Origin of the sequence: Loigolactobacillus zhaoyuanensis (assembly GCF_003946385.1) — a bacterium.
GTDB lineage: Bacteria > Bacillota > Bacilli > Lactobacillales > Lactobacillaceae > Loigolactobacillus > Loigolactobacillus zhaoyuanensis.
On the sequence record NZ_RHOE01000049.1, the window covers coordinates 1 to 19,352 of the forward strand.

A 19,352-nucleotide genomic window follows, 5' to 3' on the forward strand; every position below is an offset into this window, starting at 1 on the left:
GATAGTTGCTTATAAGATTTTTTGATGGTATCTTTAGATTGGGTCATGAAGTCCGTCCTAACTTATTGGTTTTGTCACTTATAAGTTTAAGGCTTCATGGCCTTTTTGGTCTAGTTATTTTGGTGTTGCACTTACATTGTAAATCCGGCAGATATTAAAAATCCTAGTAACTGTTAGACGGTGCTCAACAGTCACTAGGATTTTTAATGTCATCATCGAACTTCAGAATTTTATGACCTTTAATTTTTATAAATATCATTTCGTTTAGCCGCCTTGACCACCAAAACAATAAATTGACTATCTTGAATATCGGCAATAATTCTAAATCCGCCTACACGATAACGCCAAAAAGTACCCCGATCCCCTTCTAACGCTTTGCCCCAAGTCCGTGGATTATGGCTACCTTCGATGTGTTCATCTAGCCAATGAATTAAACGACGTTGGACCTGTTGATCCAATTTACTAAAATTTTTAGTTGCCGTTTTATTAAATTTCCAAGTGTAAGTTTTCATGAATTAGAGTTAAACCGCTCCAACATTTCCAGACGCGAAACTAGTTTGCCATCACTCGAATCAATACTGTCTACAGCATCTTGATAGTCTTGTTCATCTTCTAATCGCTCCAAAATAGTTTTGCGCATAAAAGTTGTAACCGAAACACCATAAAAAGCAGCCATTTCTTTGATTTCGTTATATTGGTCGTCTTTAAAACGTAATGAAGTAACTGGCATAATACTAACCTCCCTGATAAACTAATTATAGCACACAATAGACTTCAACTGAAGCCTTTTGTATGCTAGTGAAAAACTCTCCACTAGTACAACCTAGTTACCAATTAAAAATAAAAGCGTTCTTATCCATTTTTTGCTACAGAAAACCCAACAAAAAAGTGGTTGCTGCAGAAAACACAACGACCACATACTTGATACTATAGCTTAAAATATTATCAGTTAAACAAAGCCAGCATTTGCTCATAAGTGGTGATTTTTGCTAATTGAGCAGGATCAACATTAGCAAGCCGTTTATAAATATAGCTAAAAATCTTGCCGGGATCAACGATCGCTGATTTAACCAATACACAAAGAAAAAGCGTAATCGGTTGCTGACTGATTTGTAACGAATTACCTGAATTAGGCCGAAGCACAAATATTTCATATGCGCCTGGAATATCAGCAGTTGCATGCGGAATCGAGATTTCGTTGATGATCAGTTGGTTATTCATTTTTTCTCGTTTTAATAAATTTTGAATGGCTAGCTGGTCGATTTGCTGATTTGCCGCTAATTGATTAAGACCAGCTGCCAACACATCAGCCGCGTTACCCTTAGTCGTGACGGTCAAAAAATGATCCGGTGGGAAAAAGTCGGGAAACTTCATTTCAAAGAAACTATTATCAGCAAGTTTCTTGAGCTTACTTAACTCCTGGCTACCAATGATACCATTAAATACCATATCGACACGTGTTATGCTGTTTGGTAGATCTTCTCCGCGGCCATTGACCAGAATTAAATCATAACTAGCGATATCCAGCGGCTCCGTTCCAATATCAGAAATTGACACTTCTTCAATATCAACGTTGGGAATATGTTCTGATACGATCATTTGATTGATTCGACCAACTGCTTGCTGCGAAAAAATCAATAAAGCATTCACGTTTTGCTCAGTTGGTGTATCAACCGTATGCAACGTGTATAAGGCGATAAATTGCGGTTCAATATTGATGCTTGGAAAACGCCGACTAAGTTTTTCAGTCAATGCAAAAGCCAGATCAAAAACAAATGGATTATTGATCTCAAGATTGGTGATTTGTTTGATCAATATCGTATCAGCAAACGTTGGAAACATAGCACAACGACATAAATGACTAAAAATTTCGTTGGTAAATGGCCGTTCACGTTGCGCCAGAATTTTCCGATCATCAAGCGCTAGAATTTGCTCACGGACTGCGTTGACCGTGATCGTATTCAGTAATTCGACCTTAACCCCATAATAATTTTCTAATATTTTACGTAATTGCGGCTGGATTTGCTGATACATACTAAGATCTAACTGAATCTCTGACTTAAACTCATCAGCAAATTGTGCGCCGATCGCACAAGCCGTTATTTGAGCAAGAAACTGACCGCGCGTCAAGTAATCAAACAATCGCTGCGGCACTACCGACTGTACGGCTGGCATAATTGTTTTAGTTAATATTGTTTGCTCGATCGGGCTTTCGGAATAAAAAGTTTTGTGTTCGCGTAACAGATAAGCCAAAATATCAATCCGGCTAGTCTTATCGATCGTTAAAACGATTCCTTCACCACTTTTTGTGGTTATTGTCAAAACGTCATGAAACTCTTGATTAAGCTTTGTAAACAGCGATAATAGTGCTGCACGCGACATATAAGTGAGTTCGCCTAATTCTGGTAGTGTGACTGTTGGGCGGCGCAATAATTCAAACAGAACAATATCTTGCTCGCGCCGAAATTCATTGAGCAACCGCTGAAATGCCGCTGTTTCTTCAATCTCTAGATGATAATTTTGACCGCTAACGATCTGGCCAATTTTCTGCTCAGCAAAGACAGAATTAATGATATTGATGTCGCGAATCACCGTACGTCTAGAGGTATCCAGAGCAGTTGCAAGCTCTTTTCCCGTCTGGTCCTTTTCTTGCAGTAACCGAATTAAATGCTGAGCACGTACGTTGAGCATCTCATGCGTCCACTCCCTTCAGAAGGCGTGCCAGCCCTTCTTCCAGCTTAGCTCGTGGGCAAGCAATATTCATCCGCAAATAATGCGCATCGCCATAGGTTGCCCCCGCCATGATACCGACATGACCTGTATTAACCAGCTGATCTTGTAACTGATCACTAGCTAAATTCAGATCTGTAACGTTCAGCCAAGCAAGATAGGTTCCCTCAGGCACAGTGAAGCGGATCGCCGGTAATTTTTCAGCTAAAAACTGCTTAACGTATTGTAAATTAGCTTGTAGATACGGCACTAATTGATCCAAGTATTCGGCACCGTCATTCGAATAACAGGCCATTTGTGCCGTAATGCCAAAAATACTAGCTGACGACAACGCATTTTTGGCTTTCAACTCGCGTAAATACGCCTCACGCAATTCAGCATCAGGTAACAATAAATAAGCACCGCCTAAACCGGGTGTGTTAAAACTTTTGGTTGCCGAACAAGCTAACATCATATTCGTCTGTGTGATTTCAGTTAATGGTGTATATTTTGCCGGTCCATAAACAATATCTTTATGGATATCATCCGAAATTATGAACACGCCGTATTGCTGCGCCAAGGCAGTTAGTCGGGTCAATTCAGCTTTTGTAAATACCTTGCCAGTTGGATTGTGTGGATTAGTTAATAAGAAAATTTTGACTTGTGGTTGTGCCAGCACAGTTTCCAGACTATCCCAGTCAACCTCATAACCAGCATCAGCGGCAGCTAATCGTACAGGAACTAACAAGCGATTATTTTGTTCGATCACACCATAAAAAGCATCATACATTGGTGTGAACGTGGCCACCGCTTCGCCAGGCAGACTTTTCAAGCGAATCATAGTGCCGATCGACCACACAACACTGGGACTGTAGCAGATCCAGTCAGGATCGATAGTCACCTGATCACGTCGTTTAAACCACTCAACGATACTATTTTTATAATCCGCATGGTTCCAACGCGTATAACCATAAATTGGGTGTTGCATGCGCTTAGTCAGCGCAGTCTGAACCGCCTGCGGTACGGGAAAATCAGTGTCAGAAATTGAAAATGGTAAGATATCATCACGGCCAAAACGGTCCGCAATATAATCCCATTGTGTACTGTAAGTACCTTTGCGGTCGATGATATGGTCAAAATCATATTGCATATTATCCTATCCCTCCTGCTTCACAAAATTGGTTATTGATCAAGAACTTAAGTCAGCGTTTTATAACTGATTCAAATTAAGCGTGCCTAAAAAGGCGTACTGTCGCTCGTTCTTGACAATCTTATTATCGATTGGACTAAGCCCAAGTCCAGCAAGTTCAAGCCGCTCGTTCTAGCTTAACTATACTAAGAAATCTTGATATCGCAAAAAGAAGGTCGATAAATCTACCAGCCTTCTTTGCGACAATTATTAAGCAGCCTTTTGTGCCTGTTTCTTTTCTTCATGTTTTACCCAAGCAGACTTAAACCAGATAATGAAGACTACATTTAAGATCAAGCCAACGGCAAGTACTGGATAATAAGCATACCAAGGGTGGATCAAACCAAGTAACGGATCAAAAATCCCAATACCAGGGGCAGTACGTTCAATATTGAATAGAATACTTAAGGCACCCGCGATCCCACCAGATAATACATTGGCAGCAATCATCGGTACTGGTGCCGCCAATGCGTATGGAATAGCCGGCTCAGTCGCAACTGTCATCCCAACGACCATCGCGCTAGGTGCAGCAGCACGTTCTTGTTGTGTGAATAATTTTGGCCGGATCCAGCAAGCAATAGCAGCAGCCATCGGTGGCATTAATGTAACGACACCCACGATCCCGTACCAAATATAAACATGTGAACTTAATAGTGAGAAACCGAAAAACCATGCTGCTTTATTAACTGGACCACCCATATCAAACGCAAGCATACAACCGACGACGAAACCACCGATTACTTTCATTGATGTTGGAATGTTCTGTAAGAAGGTCAATAAGGCTTGCATTAACCAGCCAGAAAATGGCCCAATCAAGTAGTAAGTCAATAAGCCGAAAACTAATAATGTGACAAACGGAATGATCAGATAACCTAAAACGGATTGGAAATTCTTACCTAGACGAATTTTCTTGAAGTACTTAACAAAATACCCAACTGATAAACCAAGTATGATCGCGCCTAAGAAGCCAGCCCCAGTTTCTGTACCTAATAAATCTGGACTATTAGCTAAATAAGTCGCGATAAAGGCTGGCGCAAAAGCTGGCTTGTCACCAATTGCCATGGCAATATACGCGCCCATGATCGGAATCATAAAGGTGAAACCTAAAGTACCAATTTGAGAAACGACCCAAGCTAATGACGGTTGAATATTTTTAGCGGCGTCAAGCGCAGTGTTGGCCATCCCGAATTGAACCATCAGGCTACCAATAGCCAGCATTAACCCACCACCAATTACAAATGGTAATGCGCCAGAAACACCAGCCATCAAATAGCTCATAACACCCTCTTTGACGGCGGCTTGGTCAGCACCTAACTTTACACCAGAGGTTTCAAAAACATGTGCTTTATCATCAATATCATCGAATAAGGTTTCAATATGTTTCAAAGCATCTGATACGGGTAGCTCAACAACTTTTTTACCATTGAAACGCGCCTTATCCTCATCGGTCATCCCTTTACCAAGGGCTAGGATGACGTAATCGGCTTCCTTAATCTGCTCTGGTGTTAAACGATCCTCAACGCCACTAGCACCTTGCGTTTCAACGTGGGCCTCATAACCCAAGCTTTTAGCTTTTTCCGATATCGCCTCGGCAACCATATAGGTATGGGCGATCCCAGCCGGACAATTGGTAACGGCTACAATTTTCTTTACTGCCATTATTCTCACTCCTTCACAATTAATGTAGGTTGTTGACCAAATACGTCAACAATCTTGATGTTACGATCGATGTCCATTTTGATGGCCGCAACCACGCTCATCAAAAGCATGGCACTCCTTCACAATTAATGTAGATAGTTGACCAAGTACGTCAACAATCTTCGATGTTACGATCGATGTCCATTTTGATGGCCGCAACCATGCTCATCAAAAGCATGGCACTCCTTCGCCAAGTAACTATTTTTACCGCAATTTAAAAGTAATTAAGAAATAATTTCAGTTATCCGGGCATAAACTTCATCAGCTGTGCCGGTTTTTAATAATTGAATAAAGTCCTGATGAATCAATTGCCGACTTAATTTAGCTAATAATTTCAAATGTGTATCTGCCTGGTTATCCGGAACGAGTAAACTGATCCAAACATTAACCGGCTTATCGTCTAAAGCAGCCCATTCAACATCAGTAGTCCCACGTGCAAATAGAATTGCGGCATGTTCAATGTTGTTCGACTTCGCATGGGGAATCGCAATTCCGTTACCAAAACCAGTGGTCGATTCTTGCTCACGCGCTTGGTAATCTTTGACCAACTGATCAGCATCCTTAGCAATACCAAGGTCTGTCGCCCAATTCGCAAGGTTAGTCAATATCTCAGTTTGCGTCGTACCAACAATATTTGAATTAATTTGATCTCTCGTAAATAAGTCTGTCATAAGTTTTACCCTCCTTCTATATTTTTATTATAGTTGCAAATAGAAAAAACATTAATGCTCACTTTGTCACTTGATGGTGACAAAGGCTCAATAAGCGCTTTCAAGTAGTATAGCCGTAGTACCAAATCTAGTTACATAGAAATAACCGGAACTACTTTGCACCACCATTCACGGTCCGTTAAATCAATCGTTTACTTTACTGATCATTCAAATGAAAATGATAGGCAATATCAAAAAAAGCAAAAAAAATAGCCGGTCAACCCTACTTTTTCAGTAGGCTGATCGGCCATTAGTGGTTATTTATTTCGTTGTCGAATCAGAACCAGGTTGCCGTTTTTTTGAAAAGACCATACTTAGGAAAATGATGGCAGCTAAAGTCAGCATAATTAGCCCCGCACCGAAGATCACAGTTCGCGGAATCTGAATCTCACTAGCGTGTTGAACCGAATTAACCGCGCCCCAAAATACGGGTAGCAAGAAGTAGGCGACATTAGCACCGATCACTAACAATGATTGGCCTAAAACGGCGGTGGCATTATTCTGTGCGGATTCGTTGACCCGTAGAAAAATATACGGATTAGATCCACCAGCCGTATAACCTGCTATCATAGCGAAGATGATTGTTACGATCAGATTAGTTGAACTGACCATACCGATAAAAGCGCCACCACCGATCGCCATTCCTAATGGCAGGACTAACCGACCAAGTAACCGATAGTGAGTACTGAACATGACGCCGCCAAACATTGAGGCTAAACTAAGCAAGCTAATAGCAATCGTGGCTTCTTGTAGATTGGCATAGCCACGTCCTAGAATAACACTGCCCATATTAAGCGGCGGCGTTGGCCAAGCAAAATAATAAATAAAAATGATGGCTAAAAACGCCAAGATCAGCGCATTTAAATGAGGTTTTTCCTGTGTTTTTTCCTCAGAATCAACCACCGGTGCTGCTTTAACCAAGTATGGTTGCTCATTCTTACGACTGGGGATCTTCCACCAAAATAATAGTAAAATTGGTACGGCTAGCAAATAGACTAGATATGCAGCATGCCAGCCAAAGCCTAGTAATCCACTAACGATCATGACCATTAGAAAATTACCGAAGCTACCAATGGCAGTTTGAAAGCCCATCATTTTAGCTAACTCAGCATCGGCAAAAAATTTACCGATAATACTATAGGATAATGAATTAAATAAACCAATACCCGCCCCTAACAACATCCGCGAGATAATAATCAAAGTGAAATTATCTGTAAAGAACGGTAACATGCCACTGATGATAACGACGATTAAGCCAATGATAATAGTGGCTTTATCCCCTAGCCAGCGGACCAATAAATTGCTAAAGAAAACGAAAATTAAAACAACAACACTAGGCACAGTGATCAGCATTTCGACCATGGTTCGTGAAACATTCGTAAAATCTTGCAGCATCAACGGTATCGCCGTTGCAACGGCTCCAGCGCTGTAAAGTAATAGCGATATACCCAGCAAAGCAGCTTTAAAAGTAAACCCTTTATGCCCTTCCATACTAACCCTCCTCAACTTAGAAAATGCACAACATAGCCGTTACGCATTTACGTGTCAATTGCTTATTGATCTGATTTATTCCACAAATCAATTGGAATGATCGATCCAGCATTCATCGTGTTATGCGGATCAAAGGCTTGCAATAATTTTTTCAGCACTGGATAAGAGGTCCCATATTCTTCTTGAATATAAGGTGCGCGTGCTTTTCCGATTCCGTGGTGATGAACGATCGTGCCAGCATGCTTCAAAGTTTCTTCAACGATGATCCGATTGATTTGATCGTGAACCGTTATCTCAGTTGCATTAACTTTATCCATCCAATAACCATAAATAAAGTACATATTAGTCCCATTAATATATTGATGTGATGAATGACCGCTAATTCCAATCATTCCCGCCACTTCCTGCATCACACGAGTTTGGACTGACATAAATAATGGCACAATTTCACTCCAGCCGGCAGCAATTTCGGTGGTGTATCCGACCTGATGAGTTTTAGCAAAATAAATTCGCTCATCATTGACCCGTTTATTATCCCAATTCAAATGATCCAACCAGTCCTTAACATGCTGACCTGGAAATTCAGTAAACCCTGCATTAGCAGCAACAATGGCCCGAATACCATCTGCTGTCGCCTGAGCAATATTAGCTGGTCCCTCAGCCATAAACAGTAAAACATGTTGTTCATGCACAAAATCAGCAAAGTGTAGTGCAGCATCGCCAGCTTCATAAACGCGCGCCATCGATGGCCGGTACCCAGCAACCATGACATCGCGCAGAATCTTAAAGCCAGCCGCCAAGTCATCAAATGCCCAACCAAGGTAAATATTATTGTCTGGCTGCCAAGTGTGCATTTTCAAAGTCGCTTGCGTAATAAACGCTATCGTTCCTTCGCTGCCGATAAATATTTGACGAATATCAGGACCTGCTGCGCGTCGTGGGATCGGCTTAATATCAAACGTTGTTCCGTCTGGTAAAACGCCAGCTAAACCCGCGACCATATCTTCAATACCGCCATACAAGGTGGAATATTGGCCAATACTCCGTGTCGCAATCAAGCCACCAATTTGGGTAATTGGTTTAGACTGTGGTGAATGACCAGTAGTGTAACCCATTTTATTTAGATTATCTTCAAGCACTTGTAGGGAAACTCCTGCTTCAACCGTAACTTGCATATTGGTTGGATCAACTTTTAAGATTTGATTCATCCGGCTACCATCTAAAATAAAATGTGGCTCCTTGCCGCCTGTTTCTAGCCCACGTTCAATATCGGAACCACCAGTCCGCGGGATAACATTAAGCTTATTTTCATCCGCAAAGCGTAACACTTGTTGAACCTGGGCCACATTAGTTATATAAACAATCGCAATTGGCGGCGTAATTTGATTAAATTCATGCTGTGCTTGTTCCCATTTACGATAAAGATCGATGCTGCTTTCTTCTAATTGTTCACGTCCAATTTCTATATTTTCCGCGCCCACAAAACTTTGTAATTGAGTAATAATTTCATCGACCGTCATTATTCACGCCTCGTTTTCTGGATTTGCTGTTTTAAACACTGGGTCTAAATCCGTATATAGTTGTTGATAACGTACAGCAATTTGTTGATAATGCACCACATTAGTCGGATCTGGTTGGAATGTGCGGTCAGTTCTAACCATAGATTCAATTGCAGTATCATAATCGGGGTAAACATTAGCGCCAATCGCTACGTTGATCGCGGCACCTAAACTAGCAGCCCCATTGATCACGTTTCTTCGCGTTGGTATATTATAAACGTCAGCTAGTATTTGCATAAACAAATCACTATTAGAACCACCGCCGGTCACAATCATAGCGGATGGTTGGCGCTTTAGTTGCTCGATCATGTGTGTTGAATAATTGAACATGGTCAACGCTAAACCTTCCATAATTGCTCGGAAAATATGTCCACGACCATGTCGGTTATCAAATCCAATCAATCCACCACGTCGATATTTTTTATCCAGAGGTGGTAACCAGTCCATTAACGCAACTAACCCATCACTTCCAGCAGGTACCACTGCTGCTTCTTCATTTAATCGAGCTAGCATTGAAGTCCCTTGGCTTTTTAATAATTCATCTAGTTCAGGACCAAATAAATTTTTAAACCAACTAATAGTCCACATTCCTCGGCGAATACCACCAGATTCATATAGATAACGGTGCGGTTGATCAGCCATATTTGACCAAAAAGCGTCGGTTAAGCCAGTACCATAGTTTTTTTCACCAGTCATCATCGAGGTGGTGTAAGTGCCTAATGATACTAATAATTCGTCAGCTTTAATTAGCCCAGCACCTAAAGCTTCCACAGCCTTATCATTAGCTGTAGCAAATACAGGCAAGCCCGCAGGTAAGCTAGTTAAGCTGGCAGCTTCGGCTGTAATATGCCCCAGTAACTCACTCGGTAACACAAGATCAAATAATTTATCGTGATAAGCTGGAAAATACTTCCCGTAAATTGCAAGAACAAGTTAGCCAGTCGTTGAGGACAATCCCAGAACAGGCCGTTATCAAATAGAAGTTGTGGCGCTAGAAGACTACTGGGCCATGCGGCGAACGCGCCGTGCTTCGGCCTCAAAGTTTTGCTGGGGTGTGCAGTAGCCCTGTTGTTTGCGAGGCAACTGATTCAAGCGGTCTTGCGTGGCCTGCACTTGACTAGGGCTAATGTCATCTAGGGACATGCCCTTAGGGAAGTCCTGGCGGATCATCCGGTTATGTGCCTCGTTGGTGCCACGGTCGCAGGACGTGTAAGGATGGGCGTAGAAGATCTCAGTTTCCGTCCCAGCAAAAGCAGTATTTAAGGCGGTGAACTCGGGTCCGTTGTCTGCTGTGATGGTCTTGATGCAAGCTCCCCATTCGCGCTTGATTCCACGCAATGCATAGCTCACAGAGTCTGCATCTCGTCCTTCGATCAAGCGGAGAAGTTGGCAACGGGTCTTGCGCTCAATCAGAGTCAAGATGACGCTCTCCTTGCCATTGCGTTTACCGACAATGGTATCCATCTCCCAGTGACCGAACTGCCTGCGTCGTTCAACGACCTTAGGCCGTTCCTCGATACTGCGGCCAGCCAGGCGCTTAGCCTTGGTGTGGTGCTGGTGAGAGGTCTTCCGCTTAGTCTTCTCCAACAGGTCGATATTTCGAATCTCTAGGCGTTGGTCGTCAATGTACTGGTACAAAGTCGAGGCACAAACAAGCTCTTCAGGAGTAAACAGCTTGTGTCGCTTGGCATAGCCGATTGAAGCATCCGGCGACCATTTGTCCTGCTTAGCTCGCTGTACGTACCAGGCTAAGAAGACCTGTACACTGGCGAACTTGTCAGGACGATGGCAGCTCAAGCGTGCAGTCTCGTAACGTGCCTGAGCAGCCTCTGGTAGGTATTGTCGATGGTAGACGCGCTTGCCATTACTCTTCTTGACCTGATCTACTGTACCTCGCTTGATTTCATTATTAATGGTCTGCGGGCAGACGCCAATTTCAGCAGCAATCCAACGATTGGACTTCCCAGCTTGGCGGAATCCGGCCACTTTTCCGCGCTCGAGTGATGTTAAGTGCTGACCTTTTTGGCGGTGTGTGCTATCCTGTTTCTGCATCAAGACAACATCCTCTTCCATTGTTTGTGTAGGAACTTCAATGATACAGGATATCTGTTCTTGATGTTTTTTATTGTCCAAAAAATTTTGAGACAGTGGCTAACTTGATTCTAAAATGCGCGCAAATAATAAAAGTAACTTAAAACCCCAAAAAATACATCCTACATACCAAATACTTAGATTATTTTCTATTATATCAAAGCACCTATCGCAAAAATATTAGGTTTTTCGTTACTACCTTCCCGACAATCACTACTTCTAGTAATAGATTTATCGAAAAATCTGGAAATAAAAAAGTAGGAAAACCGTTAAGCTCTCCTACCTTGATATAAGTATCATTCGCAAAACGGACTGCTAATTTAATCGACTGGGCTCTTTGTAAACAAAATTGGAAGTTATTAACCTCCAATTCTATCTAAAATTAGCTATCAACAGGATTTGATAAAGCGCCGTTTAATCACCAACGAATCTCGTTGAAAACAAAAGGTATGTCCCTGTGTGAATACTTAGAACATACCTTAGCAGCGTAGAAATTATTTACTTTTGTGTTGCACTTCATTCTATTCTGATTTTAGAAGCTTTTTTAGACGCTACAGATTAAATTAATTAGTTAGCTAAATCTGGATCGTCTGGATTAGATGCAATCAAAACTTTCAATTCTTGACCAGCCATCATAGCTTCAAAAGCATCACGCCAGTGTTCGAGATCAAAGACTTTAGTAACCATCTTGTCCTGATTGATTGCGCCTTTACTTTCAAGGTGTAAAGCAATTGGCCAGTCATATGGATTTTGTGAGCGTGAACCAACATAACTAATTTCATGTTGAATGATTGAACGTTCATCTAATTCATTCATTGGTTTAGCAAACAAACCAACTTGTTGGAAAGTACCACCTTTACGGATCAAAGGCAAAGCAGCATTAACGGCTGGTACGGCGCCGGAACAATCATAAACTTTAGTGACACCAACACCATCAGTTGCATCCATAATAACTTTTGCTAAATCTTCAGTCTGAGTATTAACAATAATGTCAGCACCTAATTCTTTAGCAATATCAAGTCGTTCTTGATCTTTGGTGATCCCAGTAACAATAGTGAAGGCCCCAATTTCCTTAGCAATTTGTAATGAAAGCAAGCCCATTGGTCCAGGTCCCATGATCAATAAGGTATCATGTAAAGTGAACGGCGTCTTTTGATACATAGCGTGAACACATGAAGCCAAAGGTTCTGACATAGCAGCCATTTTGTAGCTAACATTGTCTGGTAAGATATGACAACTCTCGTCGCGAGTAAGAACGTAGTTAGCCATACTCCCATTAGCTTTAGTACCGATACCTTCACGGTTTTCACATAAATTATATTCACCTGCTTTACAGTAAACACATTTACCACAAGTGTTAAAAGTTGTTTCAGAAGTTACACGATCACCTGGTTTAACCTTAGTTGCATCAGGACCTACGGCAACAACTTTACCAGAGAATTCATGTCCTAGTACCAAAGGTGTAACCGCATTAGCATATTGACCTTTGAATGTATGAATATCAGTCCCACAGATACCTGTATAAGCAACTTTGAGTAAAACACGATCACCTGTTACTTCTGGTACAGGAACTTCTTGAATCGACATATTGTCGTATCCTGCTTCACTTTTAACAACTGCTTCCATTGTTTTTGCTACATCACTCATTGATAATATCTCCTTTTAAATCAAATTAATTAAAATAATGGCTTAACTAATTGCGAGAACTTAAGAACTAACCAGTTTAAAACGTTACCACCAGTATCTAAGTTACTTACTTCGGCAGCGCCTTGTGGGAATTTAACAATTCCGTGCATCATTGTCGTCAGCGTTGGACCGAAGTCGGTTGCCATTAACAAGCCAACAGCCATAACGATCGTACATGAAATTACGGAATGAACAATGTTCCCTTTACGGCTAGGAACGATCAAGGCAACAAAGAACGGAATCGTTGCCAAATCGCCAAATGGTAATACACGATTACCTGGTAAGATGATCGCCAAGAACAACGTGATTGGGACCATTAACAAACCAGTTGCTAATGTAGCTGGTGCCCCTGTTGACAATGCGGCATCCATACCTAAGTAGATTTCACGATCACCATACTTACTTTGTAATAAACTTTGGGCACCCTCTTGAATTGGAATTAACCCTTCCATTAGGATTTTGACCATCCGTGGCATTAAGAACATAACACCACCCATGGACATCCCTAATTTCAAAATGTTTGGTACAGAATAGCCACCTAAAGCGGCTAATAACGCACCAATAATGATCCCCATGACCATTGGTTCACCAAAAATACCAAAACGTTTTTGAATTGTTTCTGGATCAACATCCATTTTGTTGATACCAGGAATTCTGCTAACGACCCAGCCGACTGGAATGCCTAGCAAGCCATAAGCAGCAGCTGAACCAGTTGGGAAACTAATCCCTTCTAGACCATAATATTCTTGAACTTTTGGTGCTGTTTTATCGGCAATAAGCAATACAACCGCTTCATAGAGAATCCCACAAAGAATACTGAACCACCAACTCTTAGTAACAACATAAGCAGTTGATGAAGCGGCGATCATATGCCAATAATTCCAAATATCAATATCCAAAGTCTTAGTAAATTTAATTAAGATAAGGCCAATATTTACCACTAAAATAATTGGAATCATAATTGCTGCAATTGGTTGTGCCCAAGTCCCGGCAGAAACAGCTGGCCACCCAGCATCAATAATTGTCAGGTTGAAACCAAACCGTTTAACCATTGCTTGCGCAGCTGGACCAACACTAGTTGTTAATAAATTAATAACTAAATTGATCCCGATCATTCCGATACCAACAGTGATACCAGAAACTAAGGCTTTACCTGGTTTGACACGAAAAATCAAACCAACAATGAAAATGATGATTGGTAGCATTACGCTAGGGCCAACCCCGATAATACTTTGTACAACATTAGATAGAATATCCATTAGTTTATCCTCCTAGATCTACGCAATTAAGCTGATTGAATTTCTTTAACGGCGTCTAAGATTTCAGCTTTTACTTTATCAACGCCGATACCAGTTAAGAAACTCATAGCTTTAATTGCTGGGATCCGGTACTGTGTTGGCAAAACAGTGGTCGAAATCAATAAATCAGCATCATCTTGTTTTGACGCAGCTTCAGCAATTTTGATTTGAATCAGGTTAGCCTCAATGTTGTTTTCTTTAAATAAGTCTTCAACTTTTTTCATAACAACAGTTGAAGTAGCAATACCCGCGCCGCAAGCGACAAGTACATTAACTTTTTTGTTCATTTTAAAAATCTCCTCTATTAATTAAGTATTTGTTGAACCTCTTGTTTGTTTGAAGCCGTTTCCAATTTATCCAAAACTGCTTTGTCTTGAATAATTCCCATCAATGATTGAAGCATTTCCAGTTGTGCGTGTGGTTGATTTAGGCCTAAAACAAACGCCACTTTAACCGGTGTAGTGGATTCAGGATCATCCATTCGCTTAAAGGAAATTGGTTGTTGGTTAACCACAATCGCCACAAATTCTTTTTTGATCGTGTCCGCATCTGTATGGGGAATAGCGACGCCACGGTCTTCTAATTGTAACCCGGTTGGAAAAGTTGACTCACGTGCTTTTATTTTTGGTAAAAACTGGTCAGTTACAAATCCTTTTTCGAAAGCGATCTCATTTACACCTGTAAATAATTCGTCTGTATTATTGAAACTCGTATTTAATAAAATTAATGGTTCCCGTAAGTAATCACTAACTTTCAGCGCTGTGTCATCACTCATCTATATCACCCTTTCTTTTTGCAATTCTAGCAAACGCTTTCAACAGATTAAGTATATCAGTTTGCAATTATTTTGCAATAGTTTATTTAATCTTTTTTTGCAAATAACACACTTAATTAGCACACAGAACAGCTTGCTTACTAAAAAGGCTTAATTGGCTGGTGCAAAAGGAATTAGTGAATTTTTGAGCTTTTAATAGATTTTTTTTTTGCGAAGTGTTATATTGGCAATAATCAATATATAGCTTGTTATCATTAATAATGCAAAGAAAAATGCTAAATCATAGGAGGTATCGATCATGGATATTAATCAACGACGCCAATATATTATCGATATGGTTAAAGAACAAGGCGTGGTCCGTATTGCTGATATTAGTCACGAATTAAATGTGACCCGTGAAACCATTAGAAAAGATATTTATACTTTAGATAAACAGGGTCTTATTCAAGCGGTTCGTGGTGGTGCCACTGCCTCTGAAACTGTCAGTGGTACAAAATACGGTCATCGAACTGCAATCAACATTCCAGAAAAACAGCAAATTGCTCAAAATGCAATTCGTTTCATTCATGATGGCGATTCAATTTTTCTTGATTATGGCACGACTGCCTTTGAAGTTGCAGAGGCAATTAAACGCAGTAGCCTAAAGAATATTACGATAATTACAAACTCAACAACAGTGCTTTCTACCCTATTATATGAAAAAAAGGTAGATATGATTTTTCTTGGCGGCAGCGTTCGTGGTGATGAAGGCTCTGTTTCTGGCCCACTTACTCTAGATAATATCAATAATATCTACGCAGATGTTGGCTTTTTTGGTAGCGGCGGCGTCAACTTAACAGCAGGCGTAACTAACCACTATTTTGGCGAAGTTGAAGTTTCTAAACAAATGATGGCGCATTGTCGGATTAAAATCGTTTTAGCTGATCACACCAAGTTTGAAAAAACCGCCCTTTATAGGACTGCCAATATTAACGATATCGATGTCGTTATTACTGATGATGCGATCAATCCACAAATTGCCAAAGATATGTGCTTAGCGGATGTTTCATTTATCAATGGCGAATTGACTTCTAAAGATGTCACTATTGATTAATAAGTCTAAATTGGCAAATGTTTTGCAAATTTAAAAAACACACTTGACTTTCATGCTGAAAACGATATCATATAGGTGTAATGAAATATAAAGCAAACATTTGCAAAGGAGATTGCCAACATGAGTCAAACATCAGTTAAAGATACCGACTATTCTTCCACTGAATATTTAGAGAAGGTTGATGCCTATTGGCGGGCTGCCGATTATGTATCAGTTGGACAATTATATTTATTAAACAATCCACTATTAAGAAAAGAATTGACCGCAGCCGACTTAAAAGTCCATCCAATCGGTCACTGGGGTACTATTTCTGGACAGAACTTTATTTACGCCCACTTAAACCGAGTTATTAATAAATACAACTTGAACATGTTCTACATTGAAGGCCCAGGTCATGGTGGCCAAGTCATGGTTTCTAATTCATATCTTGATGGTAGCTACACTGAAACTTACCCATCAATTACAGAAGATGAAGCTGGTATGAAGAAGTTATTCAAACAGTTTTCGTTCCCAGGTGGTGTGGCATCTCATGCTGATCCTAAAACACCTGGTTCAATTCATGAAGGTGGCGAATTAGGTTATTCGATTCTTCATGGTGCCGGTGCTGTCTTGGACAATCCTGGTTTGATTGCCGCTACTGTTGTTGGTGATGGCGAATCTGAAACTGGTCCGTTGGCAACTTCTTGGCATGTTAACAAATTCTTGAACCCGGTAACTGATGGTACTGTTTTACCAATCTTGAACTTAAACGGTTTTAAGATTTCTAATCCAACTATTTTGTCTCGCCTCTCCAAAGAAGAGTTAACTAGCTATTTCAAGGGTCTTGGCTGGAAACCTTACTTCGTTGAAGGTACTGATCCTAAAATCATGCACCCTAAGATGGCAGAGACTTTGGATCAAGTTATTGAAGAGATCCATGCTATTCGGGAACACGCTAAAGAAGCTAATGATGAATCACGTCCTGTATGGCCAATGATCGTTTTCCGCGCTCCTAAGGGCTGGAAAGGTCCTAAAGGCCCAGCTAACGCACCAATCGAAGGCTCATTCCGTGCTCATCAGATTCCGATCGCGGTTGATCGTAACCATACTGAAGACATTGACGAATTAGTCACTTGGTTGAAGTCATACCGTCCTGACGAATTATTTGATGAAAACGGTAAACTTAAAGCAGAAATTGCTGCTTTAACGCCTAAAGGTACTCACCGGATGGCTGCTAACCCAGTCACAAATGGTGGCCGTTTAACTAAGGACTTGATCTTACCTAACGTTGCTGACTATGCTTTAGATAATACTGAACGCGGTGCTAATGAAGCTTCAGATATGACCGTTTTAGGTAACTACATTCGTGACGTCTTCGTCTTAAACGACAAGAACAAAAATTTCCGTGGCTTCGGTCCAGATGAAACTTTGTCTAACCGTTTAGCACCAATTTTTGAAAAGACAAACCGTCAATGGATGGAACCTATCAAGGAAAATAATGATGCGCTCCTTGCTCCCGAAGGTCGCATGATCGATTCGATGTTATCTGAACATTTAGATGAAGGTATGTTGGAAACTTATAACTTAACTGGTCGCCATGGTTTCTTCTCCAGTTATGAATCATTCTTGCGTGTTGTCGATTCAATGTTGACTCAGCACTTCAAGTGGTTACGCAACTCGCATGAAGAAACACCTTGGCGTGATGATGTGCCTTCACTAAACATCATTGCCACTTCAACTGCGTTCCAGCAAGATCATAATGGTTACTCACATCAAGATCCTGGTGTCATCACTCATTTGGCAGAGAAGAAAACCGAATACATTCGTGAATACTTACCTGCTGATGCTAACACCTTGGTTGCTGCTTTCGACAAGTCTTTGAAGACTAAACAAGTTATCAACTTAGTCGTTGCTAGTAAACAATCACGGCCACAATGGTTCCAAGCTGATGAAGCTAAGGAATTAGTCGATAATGGCTTAGGCATCATTGACTGGGCAAGTACTGATAATGGTGAAGAGCCCGACGTTGTCTTTGCAGCTGCTGGATCTGAACCAACTTATGAAAGTTTAGCTGCCATTTCAATTCTGCACAAGAATGTGCCTGAATTGAAGATTCGCTTCGTTAACGTGGTTGATTTATTACGTCTGAAGAAAGATGACCCACGTGGTTTATCTGATCGTGAATTCGACACTTACTTCACCACTGACAAGCCAGTTATTTTCGCTTACCACGGCTATGATGACTTAGTTAAGACCCTCTTCTTTGATCGCCATAACCATAATGTTCATGTTCATGGTTATCGTGAAGAAGGCGACATTACGACCTCATTCGATATGCGTGTTCGTAACTGCCTCGATCGTTTCCACTTAACTAAGGCAGTAATGCAAGTTACCCCAGGTTACGAAAACAAAGGTGCTCATTTGATTCAAGAAATGGACAATATGTTAGCTAAGCATAATGCTTATATTCGTGCTGAAGGTCAAGATTTACCTGAAGTTGAAGATTGGAAATGGCAACCACTGAAATAATTAAAGTAGTTTCTGTTACATGATTCCTCCTTTAGAATTACAGCCGCAAAAAAGGCCTGCTTAAGCAAGCTATTTGACGAAGTTTTAAACGACTTTCTGGGTGGTAAGAACACGGTATTTAACCGGGCTCTTATCACCCAGTTTTATTATAATATTGAATTCAGCTTGATACTATTGGAGTGATTACTTCCAGGTATCGAGCTTTTTAATATAAACAGCTCAACAACTCAGAATCAGTCGTAGTATGTAAACGGCAGTTATAAAATGTAGGAAAAGGGCGGTGAGAAATTGTCGGTTTTCCTACATTTTTTGATACCATTAATCACATCTTAATCGGGGAGGTTAATGATGTGAGACACGACATTAGAGAAGGAGTGAAACGTTACGTGGATAATAATATCGAACCCAATTATGCCGCTTTAAGCCGACAATATGACGTTGACTATCGCACTGCCAAGAAAGCTTATCAAGAAGTAAAGGAAGGTGACGCCAAGCCACAGAAACCGAAAAAGCAACGCCCTAGCCTGCTTGATCCCTATCGTGAT

The 19,352-nt window shown here is 40.9% G+C and carries 16 protein-coding genes and 1 pseudogene; 3 read left to right on the forward strand and 14 right to left on the reverse strand.

Annotated features, from left to right (window positions below; all coding sequences use genetic code 11):
- Positions 1 to 239: 239 nt before the first annotated feature.
- The 14 genes from EKM76_RS09590 to EKM76_RS09660 all read right to left on the reverse strand — a co-directional run bounded on the left by EKM76_RS09590 (position 240) and on the right by EKM76_RS09660 (position 15,206).
- Positions 240 to 512 (reverse strand): type II toxin-antitoxin system RelE family toxin, encoded by a 273-nt coding sequence (locus EKM76_RS09590; RefSeq protein ID WP_125550455.1) that lies wholly within the window; start codon positions 510 to 512, stop codon positions 240 to 242.
- Positions 509 to 730, reverse strand: a complete 222-nt coding sequence (gene relB, locus EKM76_RS09595; RefSeq protein WP_125550456.1) for a type II toxin-antitoxin system RelB family antitoxin — start codon at positions 728 to 730, stop codon at positions 509 to 511. The genes EKM76_RS09590 and relB overlap by 4 nt, the downstream gene beginning before the upstream one ends.
- A 215-nt stretch (positions 731 to 945) precedes the next feature.
- On the reverse strand, positions 946 to 2,691 hold the full coding sequence (locus EKM76_RS09600) for an HTH domain-containing protein (RefSeq protein ID WP_125550457.1): 1,746 nt from the start codon (positions 2,689 to 2,691) through the stop codon (positions 946 to 948).
- A gap of 1 nt (position 2,692) precedes the next feature.
- A complete protein-coding gene (locus EKM76_RS09605) occupies positions 2,693 to 3,859 on the reverse strand; it encodes a MalY/PatB family protein (protein WP_125550458.1) in 1,167 nt (388 codons plus the stop codon).
- A gap of 249 nt (positions 3,860 to 4,108) precedes the next feature.
- Positions 4,109 to 5,557 (reverse strand): PTS fructose-like transporter subunit IIBC, encoded by a 1,449-nt coding sequence (locus tag EKM76_RS09610; protein WP_125550459.1) that lies wholly within the window; start codon positions 5,555 to 5,557, stop codon positions 4,109 to 4,111.
- 263 nt (positions 5,558 to 5,820) lie between these two features.
- Positions 5,821 to 6,267: a PTS fructose transporter subunit IIA gene (locus tag EKM76_RS09615; RefSeq protein ID WP_125550460.1), complete on the reverse strand. Its 447-nt coding sequence runs from the start codon at positions 6,265 to 6,267 to the stop codon at positions 5,821 to 5,823.
- A 300-nt stretch (positions 6,268 to 6,567) separates the two neighbouring features.
- The gene (locus EKM76_RS09620) at positions 6,568 to 7,797 is read right to left on the reverse strand and encodes an MFS transporter (protein ID WP_125550461.1); all 1,230 of its coding nucleotides are present in this window, start codon (positions 7,795 to 7,797) and stop codon (positions 6,568 to 6,570) included.
- Between the two features lie 62 nt (positions 7,798 to 7,859).
- Positions 7,860 to 9,317: an FAD-binding oxidoreductase gene (locus EKM76_RS09625; RefSeq protein ID WP_225417913.1), complete on the reverse strand. Its 1,458-nt coding sequence runs from the start codon at positions 9,315 to 9,317 to the stop codon at positions 7,860 to 7,862.
- Between the two features lie 3 nt (positions 9,318 to 9,320).
- Positions 9,321 to 10,229: an FGGY-family carbohydrate kinase gene (locus EKM76_RS09630; RefSeq protein ID WP_125550463.1), complete on the reverse strand. Its 909-nt coding sequence runs from the start codon at positions 10,227 to 10,229 to the stop codon at positions 9,321 to 9,323.
- A 126-nt stretch (positions 10,230 to 10,355) separates the two neighbouring features.
- Positions 10,356 to 11,408: an IS30 family transposase gene (locus EKM76_RS09635; RefSeq protein WP_010620018.1), complete on the reverse strand. Its 1,053-nt coding sequence runs from the start codon at positions 11,406 to 11,408 to the stop codon at positions 10,356 to 10,358.
- Positions 11,409 to 12,014: 606 nt separating this feature from the next.
- A complete protein-coding gene (locus tag EKM76_RS09645) occupies positions 12,015 to 13,073 on the reverse strand; it encodes a zinc-binding dehydrogenase (protein WP_125550469.1) in 1,059 nt (352 codons plus the stop codon).
- Positions 13,074 to 13,123: 50 nt separating this feature from the next.
- A complete protein-coding gene (locus tag EKM76_RS09650; RefSeq protein ID WP_125550464.1) occupies positions 13,124 to 14,392 on the reverse strand; it encodes a PTS galactitol transporter subunit IIC in 1,269 nt (422 codons plus the stop codon).
- Between the two features lie 26 nt (positions 14,393 to 14,418).
- Positions 14,419 to 14,718: a PTS sugar transporter subunit IIB gene (locus EKM76_RS09655; protein WP_125550465.1), complete on the reverse strand. Its 300-nt coding sequence runs from the start codon at positions 14,716 to 14,718 to the stop codon at positions 14,419 to 14,421.
- A gap of 17 nt (positions 14,719 to 14,735) precedes the next feature.
- Positions 14,736 to 15,206: a PTS sugar transporter subunit IIA gene (locus tag EKM76_RS09660; protein WP_125550466.1), complete on the reverse strand. Its 471-nt coding sequence runs from the start codon at positions 15,204 to 15,206 to the stop codon at positions 14,736 to 14,738.
- 298 nt (positions 15,207 to 15,504) lie between these two features.
- Between EKM76_RS09660 and EKM76_RS09665 the strand changes: the two genes are divergently transcribed.
- The 3 genes and pseudogenes from EKM76_RS09665 to EKM76_RS09675 all read left to right on the forward strand — a co-directional run.
- Entirely contained in the window at positions 15,505 to 16,299 is a 795-nt protein-coding gene (locus tag EKM76_RS09665) for a DeoR/GlpR family DNA-binding transcription regulator (RefSeq protein WP_125550467.1), read from the forward strand.
- 120 nt (positions 16,300 to 16,419) lie between these two features.
- Entirely contained in the window at positions 16,420 to 18,807 is a 2,388-nt protein-coding gene (locus EKM76_RS09670; RefSeq protein ID WP_125550468.1) for a phosphoketolase family protein, read from the forward strand.
- A 350-nt stretch (positions 18,808 to 19,157) separates the two neighbouring features.
- Positions 19,158 to 19,352 (forward strand): annotated as a pseudogene (locus tag EKM76_RS09675) (IS21 family transposase); the annotation flags it as partial.

What these genes read in the sequence shown, in the direction of transcription:
- EKM76_RS09635 (WP_010620018.1), bottom strand. Translation starts at nt 11,408, where the DNA reads ATGCAGAAACAGGATAGCACACACCGCCAAAAAGGTCAGCACTTAACA.
- EKM76_RS09670 (WP_125550468.1), top strand. Translation starts at nt 16,420, where the DNA reads ATGAGTCAAACATCAGTTAAAGATACCGACTATTCTTCCACTGAATAT.
- EKM76_RS09665 (WP_125550467.1), top strand. Translation starts at nt 15,505, where the DNA reads ATGGATATTAATCAACGACGCCAATATATTATCGATATGGTTAAAGAA.
- EKM76_RS09645 (WP_125550469.1), bottom strand. Translation starts at nt 13,073, where the DNA reads ATGGAAGCAGTTGTTAAAAGTGAAGCAGGATACGACAATATGTCGATT.
- EKM76_RS09660 (WP_125550466.1), bottom strand. Translation starts at nt 15,206, where the DNA reads ATGAGTGATGACACAGCGCTGAAAGTTAGTGATTACTTACGGGAACCA.
- EKM76_RS09620 (WP_125550461.1), bottom strand. Translation starts at nt 7,797, where the DNA reads ATGGAAGGGCATAAAGGGTTTACTTTTAAAGCTGCTTTGCTGGGTATA.
- EKM76_RS09615 (WP_125550460.1), bottom strand. Translation starts at nt 6,267, where the DNA reads ATGACAGACTTATTTACGAGAGATCAAATTAATTCAAATATTGTTGGT.
- EKM76_RS09610 (WP_125550459.1), bottom strand. Translation starts at nt 5,557, where the DNA reads ATGGCAGTAAAGAAAATTGTAGCCGTTACCAATTGTCCGGCTGGGATC.
- EKM76_RS09650 (WP_125550464.1), bottom strand. Translation starts at nt 14,392, where the DNA reads ATGGATATTCTATCTAATGTTGTACAAAGTATTATCGGGGTTGGCCCT.
- EKM76_RS09625 (WP_225417913.1), bottom strand. Translation starts at nt 9,317, where the DNA reads ATGACGGTCGATGAAATTATTACTCAATTACAAAGTTTTGTGGGCGCG.
- EKM76_RS09605 (WP_125550458.1), bottom strand. Translation starts at nt 3,859, where the DNA reads ATGCAATATGATTTTGACCATATCATCGACCGCAAAGGTACTTACAGT.
- EKM76_RS09655 (WP_125550465.1), bottom strand. Translation starts at nt 14,718, where the DNA reads ATGAACAAAAAAGTTAATGTACTTGTCGCTTGCGGCGCGGGTATTGCT.
- EKM76_RS09590 (WP_125550455.1), bottom strand. Translation starts at nt 512, where the DNA reads ATGAAAACTTACACTTGGAAATTTAATAAAACGGCAACTAAAAATTTT.
- relB (WP_125550456.1), bottom strand. Translation starts at nt 730, where the DNA reads ATGCCAGTTACTTCATTACGTTTTAAAGACGACCAATATAACGAAATC.
- EKM76_RS09600 (WP_125550457.1), bottom strand. Translation starts at nt 2,691, where the DNA reads ATGCTCAACGTACGTGCTCAGCATTTAATTCGGTTACTGCAAGAAAAG.